At 64.3% G+C, this 14,234-nt stretch carries 13 protein-coding genes; 10 read left to right on the plus strand and 3 right to left on the minus strand.

The window, feature by feature from the left end:
• Positions 1 to 61 precede the first annotated feature (61 nt).
• The 9 genes from olsA to trmB all read left to right on the plus strand — a co-directional run bounded on the left by olsA (position 62) and on the right by trmB (position 9,781).
• Positions 62 to 847: a lyso-ornithine lipid O-acyltransferase gene (gene olsA, locus NOF55_RS01555; RefSeq protein ID WP_306409553.1), complete on the plus strand. Its 786-nt coding sequence runs from the start codon at positions 62 to 64 to the stop codon at positions 845 to 847.
• Positions 848 to 939: 92 nt separating this feature from the next.
• The gene (gene miaB / locus NOF55_RS01560) at positions 940 to 2,340 is read left to right on the plus strand and encodes a tRNA (N6-isopentenyl adenosine(37)-C2)-methylthiotransferase MiaB (RefSeq protein WP_306409554.1); all 1,401 of its coding nucleotides are present in this window, start codon (positions 940 to 942) and stop codon (positions 2,338 to 2,340) included.
• 26 nt (positions 2,341 to 2,366) lie between these two features.
• On the plus strand, positions 2,367 to 3,428 hold the full coding sequence (locus tag NOF55_RS01565; protein WP_306409555.1) for a PhoH family protein: 1,062 nt from the start codon (positions 2,367 to 2,369) through the stop codon (positions 3,426 to 3,428).
• A 223-nt stretch (positions 3,429 to 3,651) separates the two neighbouring features.
• Positions 3,652 to 4,158, plus strand: a complete 507-nt coding sequence (ybeY, locus tag NOF55_RS01570; protein WP_306409556.1) for an rRNA maturation RNase YbeY — start codon at positions 3,652 to 3,654, stop codon at positions 4,156 to 4,158.
• A 12-nt stretch (positions 4,159 to 4,170) separates the two neighbouring features.
• Positions 4,171 to 5,325 carry a hemolysin family protein gene (locus NOF55_RS01575; protein ID WP_306409557.1) on the plus strand — a complete coding sequence of 385 codons (1,155 nt, stop codon included), beginning with the start codon at positions 4,171 to 4,173 and terminating at the stop codon, positions 5,323 to 5,325.
• A 157-nt stretch (positions 5,326 to 5,482) separates the two neighbouring features.
• Positions 5,483 to 7,072, plus strand: coding sequence for an apolipoprotein N-acyltransferase (lnt, locus tag NOF55_RS01580; protein WP_306409558.1), 1,590 nt, complete (start codon positions 5,483 to 5,485; stop codon positions 7,070 to 7,072).
• Positions 7,073 to 7,214: 142 nt separating this feature from the next.
• Positions 7,215 to 7,634, plus strand: coding sequence for a helix-turn-helix domain-containing protein (locus NOF55_RS01585; protein WP_306409559.1), 420 nt, complete (start codon positions 7,215 to 7,217; stop codon positions 7,632 to 7,634).
• 199 nt (positions 7,635 to 7,833) lie between these two features.
• The gene (metK, locus tag NOF55_RS01590; protein ID WP_306409560.1) at positions 7,834 to 9,072 is read left to right on the plus strand and encodes a methionine adenosyltransferase; all 1,239 of its coding nucleotides are present in this window, start codon (positions 7,834 to 7,836) and stop codon (positions 9,070 to 9,072) included.
• 7 nt (positions 9,073 to 9,079) lie between these two features.
• Positions 9,080 to 9,781 carry a tRNA (guanine(46)-N(7))-methyltransferase TrmB gene (gene trmB, locus NOF55_RS01595; protein ID WP_306409561.1) on the plus strand — a complete coding sequence of 234 codons (702 nt, stop codon included), beginning with the start codon at positions 9,080 to 9,082 and terminating at the stop codon, positions 9,779 to 9,781.
• Positions 9,782 to 9,871: 90 nt separating this feature from the next.
• On the opposite strand, the gene NOF55_RS01600 is transcribed toward trmB, so the two are convergent.
• Together NOF55_RS01600 and NOF55_RS01605 are read right to left on the minus strand one after the other, a co-directional pair.
• The gene (locus tag NOF55_RS01600) at positions 9,872 to 10,129 is read right to left on the minus strand and encodes a BQ00720 family protein (RefSeq protein WP_306409562.1); all 258 of its coding nucleotides are present in this window, start codon (positions 10,127 to 10,129) and stop codon (positions 9,872 to 9,874) included.
• A gap of 47 nt (positions 10,130 to 10,176) precedes the next feature.
• On the minus strand, positions 10,177 to 10,608 hold the full coding sequence (locus tag NOF55_RS01605) for an Hsp20 family protein (RefSeq protein WP_306409563.1): 432 nt from the start codon (positions 10,606 to 10,608) through the stop codon (positions 10,177 to 10,179).
• 162 nt (positions 10,609 to 10,770) lie between these two features.
• Between NOF55_RS01605 and NOF55_RS01610 the strand changes: the two genes are divergently transcribed.
• Positions 10,771 to 11,715 carry a nucleoside hydrolase gene (locus NOF55_RS01610; RefSeq protein ID WP_306409564.1) on the plus strand — a complete coding sequence of 315 codons (945 nt, stop codon included), beginning with the start codon at positions 10,771 to 10,773 and terminating at the stop codon, positions 11,713 to 11,715.
• 79 nt (positions 11,716 to 11,794) lie between these two features.
• Here NOF55_RS01610 and NOF55_RS01615 read toward each other — a convergent pair whose 3' ends face one another.
• On the minus strand, positions 11,795 to 14,128 hold the full coding sequence (locus tag NOF55_RS01615; protein WP_306409565.1) for a methyl-accepting chemotaxis protein: 2,334 nt from the start codon (positions 14,126 to 14,128) through the stop codon (positions 11,795 to 11,797).
• Positions 14,129 to 14,234: the final 106 nt, after the last annotated feature.

Below are 14,234 nucleotides of genomic sequence, written 5' to 3' on the forward strand. Positions count from 1 at the left end.
GGATGCGCCGCGCAAAGCGCCGGGCGACCGCTCGTCCGCCGTTGCGGTAGGACGGCGCTTCATGCTCGCGCTGCGCGCCGCTCTCCTTGCCGTCGTGCTTCTGGCGGTCACGCTGGTTCTTCTGCCCTTCCAGCTTCTCGGCCTGCGGTTCGACTGGAGGCTGCGCCGGCGCATCCCCCGCCTGTGGCATCGTGTCGCCTGCTTCATGATCGGCCTGAAGATCCGCGTTCACGGCAGGGTCGACCGCCGCCGGCCGCTGATGCTGGTTGCGAACCACGCCTCCTGGGTCGATATCCTCGTTCTCGGCGCGATCGCCGATGTCGTCTTCATCGCCAAGACGGACGTGGCCGGATGGCCGGTCTTCGGTGTTCTCGCCCGGTTGCAGAAGACGGTCTTCGTCGCCCGCGACGCGCGCGGACGCGCAGGCGAGCAGGTGGACGAGATCGCCGAACGGCTGAGGGGCGGCGAGATCGTCGTGCTGTTTCCGGAGGGAACGACCTCGGACGGAAACCGCCTTCTCGAGGTGAAGACGTCGCTTTTCGGCGCCGCCGCCGCCGCGCGGGCGCATGTGCCGGGCGGGGTCGTTCATGTGCAGCCGGTTTCCATCGCCTATACCGGCGTGCAGGGAATGCCGATGGGGCGGTTTCATCGGCCGATTGCCGCCTGGCCCGGCGATATCACGCTTCTGCCGCATCTGAAGGGTATTCTCGCCGCCGGTGCGTTCGAGGTCGACGTGGATTTCGCCGAGGCGATCGCTTTCGGCCCGGATGGCAACCGCAAGATCCTCGCCGCGGACGTGACCGCGACGATCCGCAGCATGCTTTCCGAGCGGTTGCGCGGTCGCTGATTCCCGCGCGGAGCGGCTTTTGCGGCATTTTTTGATTTTATCGCAGGCGGAAAAGCATTAAAGCGAGGCCGAGACAGTTCCCGGAAAAGCCGATGACCGAACAGACCGCGACCCTTTCCGCTCCCGAGGCAGCGCCCGGCGCCAACAGCCGCAAGGTGTTCATCAAGACCTATGGCTGTCAGATGAACGTCTACGATTCCACGCGCATGAGCGATGCGCTGGCGCGCGACGGCTATGTGCAGACCGAGGAGATCGCCGATGCCGACCTTGTGCTGCTGAACACCTGTCACATCCGCGAGAAGGCAGCGGAAAAGGTCTATTCCGAGCTGGGTCGCCTGCGCGACATGAAGAAGGAACGGCATTCGGACGGCCGTGAGTTCATGATCGGCGTGGCGGGCTGCGTCGCGCAGGCCGAGGGCGAGGAAATCCTGCGCCGCGCGCCGGCGGTCGATGTCGTCATCGGCCCGCAGACCTATCACCGCCTGCCGGATGCGCTGAAGCGCGCCCGCCGCGGCGACCGCGTCGTCGAGACCGACTATGCCATCGAGGACAAGTTCGAGCACCTGCCGAAGATGGAAAAGGCGAAGATCCGCTCGCGCGGCGTCACCTCCTTCCTCACGGTTCAGGAAGGCTGCGACAAGTTCTGCACCTTCTGCGTGGTGCCCTATACGCGTGGTTCCGAGGTTTCGCGGCCGCTGGCGCAGATCGTCGACGAGGCGCTGCGCCTGGTCGATGCCGGCGTGCGCGAGATCACGCTGCTCGGCCAGAACGTCAACGCCTGGCGCGCGGCAGGCCCCGATGGGCGCGAATGGAGCCTCGGCGACCTGCTTTACCGTCTGGCCGATATTCCCGGCCTCGAGCGGCTGCGCTACACCACCAGCCATCCGCGCGACATGGACGACCGCCTGATCGAGGCGCATGCCGACCTTCGCAAGCTGATGCCCTATCTGCACCTGCCCATCCAGTCGGGTTCGGACCGCATTCTCAAGGCGATGAACCGCCGGCACACGGCAGACGACTATCTGCGCCTGATCGAGCGCATCCGCGCCGCCCGCCCGGATATCGCCCTGTCCGGCGATTTCATCACCGGCTTTCCCGGCGAGACGGACGAGGATTTCGAATGCACCATGAACGTGGTGCGCGAGGTGAAATATGCCGGCGCATTCTCGTTCAAGTATTCTAGCCGTCCCGGCACGCCGGGCGCCGACATGAAGGGCCATATCGATGAAGACGTGAAGGCCGAGCGGCTGGAGCGGCTGCAAGCGCTGCTCGTCAGCCAGCAGGCCGAGTTCAATGCTTCCTGCGTCGGCAAGACCGTTTCGCTGCTCCTGGAGAAGCCCGGACGCTTCGATGGACAGTTGATCGGACGCTCTCCCTGGCTTCAGTCTGTGATTGTTGATGCAAAGGGCGTCGAAATCGGTGACATTATTTCTGTGCGAATCACTGGAACCGGGCCGAATAGTCTATATGCTGACATGGTGCCCGGCGTATAAATGGCCAAACAGAGGAGCATGACCGCTTGAACGGACAGGACTTGGTAGCCACCCCCACGCGCCAACCCAAAAGTGCAGCGACCGACGCCAGCCACTTTGTCCTGACCTTCGAGAACAACCGGCTTGCCGGTCAGCTCTTCGGCCAGTTCGACGAACATCTGAAGCTTCTCGAGCAGCGGCTGAACGTCGCCGCCAATCCGCGCGGCAATTCCGTGGCCATCAAGGGCGATGTGACCGCCACCAATCAGGCCCGCCGGGCGCTCGATTTCCTCTATGCCCGCCTCCAGAGCGGCGGCTCGGTCGAGCTTTCGGATGTCGAGGGTGCGATCCGCATGGCAGTCGCGGCCGACGACCAGCTGACGCTGCCGACGCTGGAGCGCCGCGCGAGGCTGTCGATGGCCCAGATATCCACCCGCAAGAAAACGGTTGCCGCCCGCACGCCGACGCAGGACGCCTATATGCGGGCGCTGGAGCGCTCCGAACTCGTCTTCGGCGTCGGCCCCGCCGGCACCGGCAAGACCTATCTCGCCGTGGCGCATGCCGCCCAGCTTCTGGAGCGCGGCGCGGTCGACAAGATCATCCTGTCGCGTCCCGCCGTCGAGGCGGGCGAGCGCCTCGGCTTCCTGCCGGGCGACATGAAGGAGAAGGTCGATCCCTATCTGCGCCCGCTCTATGACGCGCTCTACGACATGATCCCGGGCGACAAGGTCGAGCGGGCGATCACCGCCGGCGTGATCGAGATTGCGCCGCTCGCCTTCATGCGCGGCCGCACGCTGGCCAATGCTGCCGTCATTCTCGATGAGGCGCAGAACACCACGTCGATGCAGATGAAGATGTTCCTCACCCGTCTGGGCGAGAACTCGCGGATGATCATCACCGGCGATCCGAGCCAGGTGGACCTGCCGCGCGGCGTCAGGTCCGGCCTCGTGGAAGCTCTCAACGTTCTGAACGGCGTGGAAGGCATTTCGGTGATCCGCTTCAAGGATACCGACGTGGTGCGCCATCCCCTCGTCGGCCGCATCGTTCAGGCTTACGACGCGCAATATGTGGCGCGTGCAGAAGATGCCGTGACGACGCCCGAGGAATGAGGTGTCGACAAGGGTCGCTTGGCGGCCCGCGGACTGCTGATAAAAGGCGCAGCGCTCTTTTCGTCATGGTCGGGCTTGACCCGACCATCCACCGCGCCGCTTGCGGCGTGGACCCTTGGGGCTCAAGCCCGAGGGTGGCGAAGGAGAGGGGGTGCTCGATATACTGGGCCGCCCGAAGGCGCCCCGTTTTTCATCACGATGAGAAGGTTCAAGCGACAGGCCCATGCCCGAACTCGACATACAGGTGAGCGTCGAAGACGCCGGATGGCCGGATGAACCGGTCCTGGAGGCGGTGTCGGCCCGTATCCTCGGGATGGCCGCGTCCTATCTCGCCGAGAACGAGGAGCAGCCCTTCCCGGAGCATCCGGTGGAGGTTTCGCTGCTTTTCACCGGCGACGAGGATATCCGGACGATCAACGCGGAGTGGCGCCAGCAGGACAAGCCGACCAACGTTTTGTCCTTTCCCGCCGCCCCGCTGGCGCCCGGCGACATGCCCGGCCCGATGCTGGGCGATATCGTGATTGCCCGCGAAACGGTGGAGCGCGAGGCCGAGGCGCTGGAAAAAACGTTCGACGAGCACCTGGCGCACCTTCTTGTGCATGGATTTTTGCATCTTTTCGGTTACGATCATATGATTGCCGAAGAGGCGGAGAAAATGGAGGGGCTCGAGACTCGCATTTTGGCGTCTCTTGGCCTATCTGATCCCTATGCGGGTCAGGGTCCCGTTTGACAGACAGGTATAATGAGCGACTTTACGACACATACGGCCTCGGCGGCCAGGGATGAAGCGGGTGCTTCGTCGTCCGAAGAGGGAAGTAGTAGTTCCTCCGGCGGACAGGAGACGGCGGCGCGTGCGCGCCCGTCATTCTGGGCGCGCGCTGCGCGTCTGTGGCGCCCTGCCCAGGGAGAAAAGCTGAGAGAGAACATCGCCGACGCGCTGATGACGGATTCCGAGATCAGCGCCGCCTTCTCGCCGGAAGAGCGGGCGATGTTGCAGAACATCCTGCATTTCCGCGAGGTTCGCGTCGAGGATGTCATGGTTCCGCGCGCCGATATCGAGGCGGTCGAGCAGAGCATTTCCATCCGCGACCTGCTGATCCTGCTCGAGGATTCCGGCCGCTCGCGCATGCCGGTCTATGCCGAGACGCTGGACGATCCGCGCGGCATGGTCCACATCCGCGACGTGTTGTCCTATGTGACGCGCCAGGCCCGCAACAAGCGCCGCAACGGCAGCAAGGCGCCGCCGCCGGAGAACGGCGAGAAGCCGGCCCGCCAGCCGCGCCCGGTCTTCGACCTGGCCCGTGTCGATCTCGACAAGTCCGTGGCCGAGGCGGGGCTGATCCGCTCGGTTCTGTTCGTGCCCCCGTCCATGCTGGCGTCCGATCTTCTCAAGCGGATGCAGGCCGCCCGCACCCAGATGGCGGTGGTGATCGACGAATATGGCGGAACGGACGGTCTCGTTTCCCACGAGGATATCGTCGAAATGGTCGTCGGCGATATCGATGACGAACACGACGACGAGGACGCGATGATCGTCTGCGTGTCGGACGATACCTATATCGCGGATGCCCGCGTCGAACTTGACGAGATCGCCGAGACGGTCGGTTCGGATTTCGACGTGCGCGAACAGGCCGAGGAGATCGACACGCTCGGCGGGCTGATCTTCTCCGCGCTCGGCCGCATTCCGGCCCGTGGCGAGGTGGTGGAGGCCGTCCCCGGCTTCGAGTTCCATATTCTCGATGCCGATCCGCGCCGCATCAAGCGCGTTCGCATCACCCGCAAGAAGACGGCTGTGAGCCGTCGCCAGCGCGGGGCGCTCAAGATCGAAGCCGGCCCGAAGGCGGACGTGCCTGCGGCCACCGATGCGCAACCGTCTCCGCCGGCGGACGGGAACTGAGCGGACAGGCGCCGTTCCCCGGCATGTGAAACCGCCGCCGCGTCGCTCCGGTGACGACAAGCGTCGCGTTTTTCTGCAAGATCGCGCCATGTGATTCGTCGTCTTCGCCCCGCCTGCTCGGCCGGGGCGGCGAGATGGTATGCGGAAAGGAATCTGCGTGGAACGGCTTGCGGGCAGGGTCATGCTGTTGTGGGGGTGGCGTCGCGCCCTGCTGGCCATTCTGGCCGGTGCCTTTGCGGCGCTGGCGATGCCGCCGCTCAGTTTCTTCGCTGCGCTGTTCGTGGCCTTTCCGATGCTGGTCTGGCTGCTCGACGGCGTGTCCGGCGGGCCGGACGGCGGCTGGATGCGCCGCCTGCTTTCGGCCTTTCTTCTCGGCTGGTGCTTCGGTTTCGGCTATTTCGTCGCGGGCCTGTGGTGGCTCGGCAACGCGCTGCTGCTCGAGGCCGACGAATTCGCCTGGGCGCTGCCGCTGGCGACGCTGGGGCTTCCGGCCGTCCTGGCGGTCTACTACGGCCTTGCCGCCCTCGTGGCGCGCCTGTTCTGGTCCGATGGCGCCGGGCGCATCGGCGCGCTTGCCGTCGGCTTCGGCCTTGCCGAATGGCTGCGGGCGTTCCTGTTCACGGGCTTTCCCTGGAATTCCATCGGCTACGGGCTCATGCCCCTTCCGGTCATGATGCAGCCCGTCGCCGTGGTCGGTTTGCACGGCATGACGGTTCTGACGGTCCTCGTCACTGCCGCGCCCGCCCTGCTCGGCACGGGCAAGGGCGTCAAGACCGGTATCGGTCTGGCGCTCATCCTCGTCGCGGCCCAGTTCGGATACGGCTTCTGGGCCCTGTCGCAGCCGGAACCGGAAGGGCCCGGGAAACTCAACGTCCGGCTGGTCCAGCCCGATATCGACCAGTCAGTGAAGTTGCAGGGCAACGACCGCGCGGAGATATTCAGGGAGCATCTGCGTCTTTCGGCGCTGCCGCCGGAAGAGGGCGGGCCGCGTCCCGACGTGATCGTCTGGCCCGAGACCTCCATCCCCTTCATCCTGACGGAGAATACCGACGCGCTGGCAGCCATCGCGGAGATGCTGGACGACGGGCAGATCCTCATCACCGGCGCGGTGCGCATGGAGGAGGCCGCCGCCGGCTATCTGCCACGCTACTACAATTCCGTTTACGTGATCGACAGCAGCGGGCAGATCCTCGCGGCGGCCGACAAGGTGCATCTGACACCGTTCGGCGAATATCTGCCGATGGAAGACATCCTGCGCGAGCTGGGGATGGATAACCTGATCGCGCTTCCGGGCGGCTTCACGGCGGCCACGCGCCGGACCGGCCTGACGCTGCCGAACGGCATGGGCCTTTATCCGCTCATCTGCTACGAGATCATTTTTCCCGACGAGATGGACGGCGTCGAGGCCGGTGCGAATGCGCTGCTCAACGTCACCAACGATGCCTGGTTCGGGCTGACGCCGGGGCCCTGGCAGCATTTCCAGCAGGCGCGGGTGAGGGCCGTCGAAACCGGTCTTCCCTTGATTCGGGCCGCCAATAATGGCATTTCGGCCGTCGTCGACGCGAAAGGCAGAATTATTGCCGGTTTAAGCCTTGGCACGAAAGGTAAAGTGGATGCTACCGTGGATATGAAAGCGCGACCGTCTGGCTTTATACTCTGGCGAAAAAGTAACTTCTGGTTGTTGATTCTGGCGGCGTTTGTTTACGTTGTTTTGACCCGCCGACGTTTTGTTTTCGGGGAGAATTGACCGAAAACCCCTAAAATTGCATAGTGCCGAAACTTTCTACTCCAGGACGCGCTCTGGCTGTATTGTGTATAAAGCACACGCGTGTATCCGGTTGTATTCTGGTGTGGAGCGAACGCGGTTTTTTAATTTTAGTCAGGACATGATGATGGAGAATAAAAAAAAGCCGAACCCGATCGACATTCATGTCGGGAGCAGAATCAGGCTGCGTCGCACCATGCTGGGCATGAGCCAGGAGAAGCTGGGTGAAAGCCTCGGAATCACCTTCCAGCAGATACAGAAATACGAGAAGGGCACCAACCGCGTTGGCGCCAGCCGTCTCCAGAATATTTCGAGCATCCTCAACGTGCCCGTCTCGTTCTTCTTCGAGGATGCGCCCGGCGATAACCCGGTCCGGGCCGATGGCCTGGCGGAGGCGGCCAGCTCGAACTACGTGGTCGATTTCCTCTCCTCCTCGGAAGGATTGCAACTCAACCGTGCGTTCGTCAAGATCGCCGACCCCAAGGTCCGCCGCCGGATCGTCGATCTGGTCAAGGTGCTCGCCGACGATGGCGAGGCGGAGTAGGTCCGCTAGACAAGCATCGTTCCCGAAAGCGGCCTGCGGGCCGCTTTTTTGTGTCCGAATGCGGGGGGTGCCCGCCATGTCGGCGGTTGCGCTGCGCTGGCGCGTGACATAAAGATATGCTTATGTCGTTGTGCGCTTGTCTTCCGCCTGCGAACTGAATAGAAGCCTATCTTGTGTCTTTCTTTGAGGGGAATCCCGAATGCGTGCCAACTACCTCTTCACCAGCGAGTCCGTGTCCGAGGGGCATCCCGACAAGGTTTGCGACCGCATTTCCGATGAGATCGTCGATCTGGTCTACCGCGAAGCCGCCAAGACCGGTATCGATCCGTGGACCGTTCGCATCGCCTGCGAAACGCTGGCGACGACCAACCGCGTCGTGATCGCCGGCGAGGTTCGCCTGCCGCCGAGCCTTCTCAAGAAGGACAAGGACGGCAAGGACGTCATCAACCCCTCGAAGTTCAAGTCGGCCGCCCGCAAGGCGATCCGCGACATCGGTTACGAGCAGGACGGCTTTCACTGGAAGACGGCGCGCATCGATGTGCTGCTGCATTCCCAGTCGGCCGACATCGCCCAGGGCGTCGACAAGGCTGCCGACCACGACAATGCCGAGGGCGCCGGCGACCAGGGCATCATGTTCGGTTACGCCTGCCGCGAGACCCCGGACCTGATGCCGGCGCCGATCTATTATTCCCACCGTATCCTTCAGCTTCTGGCCGCCGCCCGCAAGAAGGGCGAGGGCGATGCCGCAAAGCTCGGTCCCGATGCCAAAAGCCAGGTGACGGTGCGCTATGTCGACGGCAAGCCCGCCGAGGTGGCCTCCATCGTTCTTTCCACGCAGCATCTGGACGACAGCTGGGATTCGGACAATGTTCGCTCCGTCGTCGAGCCCTATATCCGCGAGGCCCTGGGCGACCTGAAGATCGCCGACGATTGCAAGTGGTACATCAACCCGACCGGCAAGTTCGTGATCGGCGGTCCCGATGGCGACGCCGGCCTCACCGGCCGCAAGATCATCGTCGATACCTATGGCGGTGCCGCGCCGCACGGCGGCGGCGCATTCTCGGGCAAGGACACGACCAAGGTCGACCGCTCCGCCGCCTATGCCGCCCGCTATCTGGCCAAGAACGTCGTCGCCGCCGGCCTTGCCGAACGCTGCACGATCCAGATCGCCTATGCGATCGGTATCGCCCAGCCGCTGGCGATCTATGTCGACCTGCACGGAACGGGCAAGGTCAGCGAGGACCAGGTCGAGGCCGCGATCCGGCAGGTCATCGATCTTTCGCCGACCGGCATCCGCCGTCATCTCGACCTCAACAAGCCGATCTATGCCAGGACGTCCGCCTATGGGCATTTCGGACGCAAGGCGGGCCGCGACGGTTCCTTCTCCTGGGAGCGCCTCGACCTGGTGAAGCCACTCAAGGACGCGATCAAGGGTTGATCCGGGCGTGAGCGAGGAGACGAGACGCAGCCGCGCGACCGAAGCCTTCTTCGGTCGCCGCAAGGGCAAGGCGTTGCGCGACCGGCAACTGGATGTCATGGAGCATCTGCTGCCGGCGCTTCGCATCGACCCGAACGGGCCACCGGTCGCCGATCTGTCTAAGCTTTTTCCGGTGCCGGTAGAGCGCATCAGGCTGGAGATCGGTTTCGGCGGGGGCGAGCACCTCGTTCATCGCGCAACCGAGGAGCCGGCCACGGGCTTCATCGGCGTGGAACCCTTCGTCAATTCGATGGCCAAGCTGCTCGGCAGCGTGCGCGACCGCGATCTTCGCAATATCCGGGTCTATGACGACGATGCCACCGTTCTGCTCGACTGGCTGCCGGAAGCCTCCGTCGACCAGATCGACCTGCTCTACGCGGACCCGTGGCCGAAGCGGAAGCACTGGAAGCGCCGGTTCGTGTCGCAGGTCAATCTCCGCCGGTTCCATCGCGTGCTGAAGCCCGGCGGCCATTTCTGCTTCGCCTCGGATATCGACACCTATGTGAACTGGACGCTTCAGCACTGCAAGCGTCATGGCGGCTTCGCGTGGACCGCCCGCAACGCCGCCGACTGGCTGACGCCCTATGCCGGCTGGCCTGGCACCCGCTACGAGGCGAAAGCCAGGCGGGAAGGGCGCTCGTCCGCTTACCTGACCTTTCGTCGAATCTAGAGCAATTTCAGCAAAACCGCTGCGCACTTTTGCCGGAATGGCTTCAGGTGGAATCGTTACGGCCCGCCGTTTTCCAGCGGGCCGTTTGCATCAGTGTACGCTGATGGTTTTCAGGTCGTCCTCGGCCGCCTTGAAGAAGGTGCTCGACCGGTTGTCGGTCAGGAGGATCGGTGTGCCGTCCGCGCCGAACAGCGCCCAGAGATCCAGCTGGGGATCGATGACCGGCGCTTCCGGGAAGCATCGGGACACTTCTTCGGACCGCATCTTGCGGACATAGGCAACTTCACCCGCGCCGATATGCGCCAGTTGCGAAGGGGTCAAAAGCGCGTGGGCTTCTTTTAAAAGCATTGCTGTTTCTCCGTGAAACAGAGGAAGTCTCGGCCTTCGCCGCAATGCTACTTTGAGACGGAAATGTTAATTTTCTTTACCATGTTTATATTTTCCGGGCGGACCAGATCGATCGCGAGAAGACCGTTGCGCAATCGCGCGCCCTGCACTTCGATGCCTTCCGCCAGCAGGAAAACGCGCTGGAACTGCCGCGCCGCGATGCCGCGGTGAAGATAGTCGGCCTCGGGGCGCTCGACCTGCCGTCCGCGCACGATCAGGCGGTTTTCTTCCGTCAGGACATCCAGTTCGTCCTCCGAGAATCCGGCGACGGCAAGGGTGATACGCAGATGGTCGGAGCCGCTTTTCCGGTTGCGCAGGCGCTCGATATTGTAGGGAGGGTAGCCGTCATTGCTGCGCATGTGGCGGCGCAGGCTTTCTTCCAGCATGTCGAAGCCGATCAGGAGGGGGTGGGAAAAGGGGCTCGTCGCGTCTCCAGCCATTCGTTTTCCTCTCGGCGTCTCAAGCTGCTGTCAATATAGGAAGGGGCCGTGCGCATGCAAGGAATTGTCCTGCATAAGCCGCCGCCCCGGGTTGCGCCGTATTGACATGGACCGCCATGCCGATCCCATATCGTCGCACGAGGAAAGCCCCGGAAGGACGACATGCCAGCACCGCAGAAAATCATCATCGATACGGACCCGGGACAGGACGATGCCGCCGCGATCATGCTGGCGCTCGGCAGTCGCGAGGAGGTGGAGGTTCTGGGCATCTGCGCGGTTGCGGGCAACGTGCCGCTGACGCTGACGAGCCGCAATGTGCGCATCGTCTGCGAACTGTGCGACCGTCGGGACATCAAGGTCTACGAGGGCGCCTCCGGGCCGCTGGAACGGCCCCTGGTGACGGCCGAGCACGTTCACGGCAAGACCGGCCTCGACGGCCCCGTCCTGCCGGAGCCGTCGATGTCCGTCGAACGGCAGCACGCCGTGGATTTCATCGTCGAGACGCTGATGCGCGAACCGGCCGGAACGGTGACGCTGTGCGCGCTCGGGCCGTTGACCAATATCGGCATGGCCCTGCGCCGGGAGCCGGCCATCGCCGGGCGTATCAAGCGCCTCGTGATGATGGGCGGCGGCTTTTTCGAGGGGGGCAACATCACGCCCGCTGCGGAGTTCAACATCTATGTCGATCCGGAAGCGGCTGCGGAAGTCTTCGCGGCGGGCATGCCGATCACCATGATGCCGCTGGATGTCACTCACCGGCTGCTGACCTACCGGCGTCGCGTCGAACGGCTGAAGGCGATCGGAACGCGTCCGGCGGTGGCGCTCGCCGAAATGCTGGAATTCTTCGAGCGCTTCGATGTCGAGAAATACGGCAGCGACGGCGGTCCGCTGCACGATCCCTCCGTCATCGCCTGGCTTCTGAAGCCGGAGCTTTTCAGCGGACGCGACTGCAATGTCGAGATCGAGACGCACTCGCCCCTGACGCTCGGCATGACGGTGGTCGACTGGTGGCAGGTTTCGGGCCGCAGGCCCAATGCGACCGTCATGCGTTTCGCCGACGATCAGGGCTTCTTCGATCTCCTGACGGAACGGGTGGCCCGTCTCTGAGGCCGGGGCCGGCGGGGCGTGAAAGAAGAAGGCCGCCGGGGCATGCCCGGCGGCCTCTTTCATGTCGTATGGCCCGGTGTCAGAACTCTTCCCAGTTCTCGGCGGCCTGCGCCGCTGCGCGCGGGGCGGGTTTGCGAACCGGCGCTTCCGGCCTTGCGGGTGCGCGCGGCGAGGCGGCGGCCCGCAGGGCTGCGGCGGTTTCGCGCAATGCGCCCGGCGCGGCGGCGGAACCGCCGGAGACCTGGAAGCGGGTGGAAAGCGCCCGCAGGCGCTCGGCCTCGTCCTTCAGCGCCATCGAGGCGGCGGTGGTTTCCTCCACCATCGCCGCATTGTGCTGCGTCACCTGGTCCATCTGGTTCATGGCGGCATTGACTTCCTTCAGGCCGACGGCCTGCTCGCTCGCCGACTGCGAGATTTCCCGGATCAGGCCGCTGATCTGCATGACCTGCGCGGAAATGCCTTCGAGCGCGGCGCCCGCCTCGCCGACCAGATCCACGCCTTCCGCCACCTGCGTGGAGGAGGCGTTGATCAGCGAGCGGATTTCCTTGGCGGCGTCCGCCGAGCGCTGGGCAAGCTGGCGCACCTCCTGCGCGACGACGGCGAAGCCCTTGCCCGCATCGCCGGCCCGTGCCGCCTCGACGCCGGCATTGAGCGCCAGCAGATTGGTCTGGAAGGCGATCTCGTCGATGACGCTGATGATCTGGCCGATCTGGCTCGACGAACGCTCGATCCCCTGCATGGAGGTGATGGCGCGCTGGACGATCTCGCCCGATTTTTCCGCATCGGTGCAGGCCAGGGCGACGGTCGTGGCCGCCGACTTGGCGTTCTGGGCGCTGGAGTTCACCTGTTCGGTGATCTCGTTGAGGGCGGCGGCCGTTTCCTCGAGGCTGGCGGCCTGCTGCTCGGTGCGCTGCGAAAGGTTCGAGACGCTGCCGGAGATTTCGCCCGTGCCGTTGCCGATGCCCTGGATCGTACTGTTGACCGTGATGATCGTCTCTTCGAGGCTGGATATCGCCGCGTTGAAGTCGTCGCGCAGCTTGGCGTATTCGCCCGGGAAGGCTTCGGTGATGCGGTGGCTGAGCCGGCCGTGGGAAAGCGCCGTCAGCCCTTCGCCGACGATGGAAACGATATGGCGTTGCAGTTCCTCGGAGCGGACGCGGTCGGCTTCCGACAGGTTGCGCTGGTTTTCCGCATCCCGGCGATGCGCGGCGGCTTCCTGCTCATGGAGATGGGACTGGGCCAGCGCATGACGGAAGCCTTCGAGCGCCTTGGCGACGGAGCCGATCTCGTCCGAACGGTTCTGGCCGGTGACGGGCTGGTCGTAGTCGCCGGAGCCGAGCCGGGCGACATCGCTGACGAGGCTGTCGATCGGGCGGCGGATCAGGCTGCGGACGGCGAGGTAGAGCGCGAGGATGACGGCGCCCAGAACGACGATCGCGCCGATGACCATAAGGGTGGTCTGTTCGTTGACGGCGGCGCCGATGGCCGTGTTCGGCACATCCACGAGAACGGCCCAGGTGGTCGGCATGTCCGGAACGGTGAAGGGCAGCACCACGCGCTGGTAGCCGCCTGTGCTGCCGGCTTCCTCCGTCGCATGGAAGCTCACCGGCTTCATCGAGGCGATGGATTGCCTGACGAGGTCGGCGCCTTCGCCGTCATAGTCCTGCATCAGCCGGTCTTGCGTCGGCGCGACGAGCCATTTGCCGTCGCCGGACACCAGCATGACGCGGCCGGTGCCGAAAGGCTTCAGCTGCGAGAGATGGTCGGAAAGCGATGCGAGCGACATGTCGACGCCGCTGACGCCGATCAGCCTGCCGCCGGACAGGACCGGATAGGAAATCGAGGTCATCAGGGTCGGCACGTCCGTGTCCTGCGTCGTGTAGGGCGGCGTGATGGCGCCCTTCTGCGTGTCCCTGGAGACCTTGTACCAGGCCGCGGCATAATCCTCGGCGAAGGTGGTCAGCGAAATCTGGCCGTTGCGGTCCTTGGCCCAGTAGGGCGTGAAGACGCCGTTGGCGTTCGTGCCCAGCGTCTTGTCGTCGCGGATGTCGGTGCGGCCGTCGAAAGCCTGCGGCTCTTCCATGAACCAGCTTCCGAACGCCGACGGGTTCTGGTCGGTGCTCGCCTTCAGGATGGTGACGACGCCGGCGCGGTCGAGAAGGTTTGCCGCATGCGTCTTGCCGATGATGTCGGCCATAGAGCGCGCCGCGCTGATCATCAGGCCCGTGCTGGCCCTGAGTTCGTTGGCGATCGAGCTGGCCTCGGCTTCGGCGCGTTCGAGCGTCAATTGCTGGACGCGGTCGCGCGTCTGGAAGATGAGGAACGAGTTGGAGACCAGCATCACGCCTGCGATGGCGACGCCGGTTGCCAGAATGAGTTTGCCCGCCAGGGACTTGAGAAGGATTTTCGACATGAATTCCTCGACAACGGAGCATTGCCGCAAATGAGAATGAAACGAAGTTCTTTTGGGAAATGCTCCGTCATGGAGCGACAGGGCACAATCATGCGCGCGTCATGAC

The sequence above is a fragment of the Ectorhizobium quercum genome, from assembly GCF_026552795.1.
In the GTDB taxonomy this organism is placed as follows: domain Bacteria; phylum Pseudomonadota; class Alphaproteobacteria; order Rhizobiales; family Rhizobiaceae; genus Ectorhizobium; species Ectorhizobium quercum.

Bases quoted from the DNA above. Each gene is read 5' to 3' on its own strand.
- ybeY (WP_306409556.1), top strand. From the start codon at position 3,652: ATGCCCGAACTCGACATACAGGTGAGCGTCGAAGACGCCGGATGGCCG.
- NOF55_RS01610 (WP_306409564.1), top strand. From the start codon at position 10,771: ATGCCAGCACCGCAGAAAATCATCATCGATACGGACCCGGGACAGGAC.
- olsA (WP_306409553.1), top strand. From the start codon at position 62: ATGCTCGCGCTGCGCGCCGCTCTCCTTGCCGTCGTGCTTCTGGCGGTC.
- NOF55_RS01575 (WP_306409557.1), top strand. From the start codon at position 4,171: ATGAGCGACTTTACGACACATACGGCCTCGGCGGCCAGGGATGAAGCG.
- NOF55_RS01615 (WP_306409565.1), bottom strand. From the start codon at position 14,128: ATGTCGAAAATCCTTCTCAAGTCCCTGGCGGGCAAACTCATTCTGGCA.
- miaB (WP_306409554.1), top strand. From the start codon at position 940: ATGACCGAACAGACCGCGACCCTTTCCGCTCCCGAGGCAGCGCCCGGC.
- NOF55_RS01585 (WP_306409559.1), top strand. From the start codon at position 7,215: ATGATGGAGAATAAAAAAAAGCCGAACCCGATCGACATTCATGTCGGG.
- NOF55_RS01600 (WP_306409562.1), bottom strand. From the start codon at position 10,129: ATGCTTTTAAAAGAAGCCCACGCGCTTTTGACCCCTTCGCAACTGGCG.
- metK (WP_306409560.1), top strand. From the start codon at position 7,834: ATGCGTGCCAACTACCTCTTCACCAGCGAGTCCGTGTCCGAGGGGCAT.
- NOF55_RS01605 (WP_306409563.1), bottom strand. From the start codon at position 10,608: ATGGCTGGAGACGCGACGAGCCCCTTTTCCCACCCCCTCCTGATCGGC.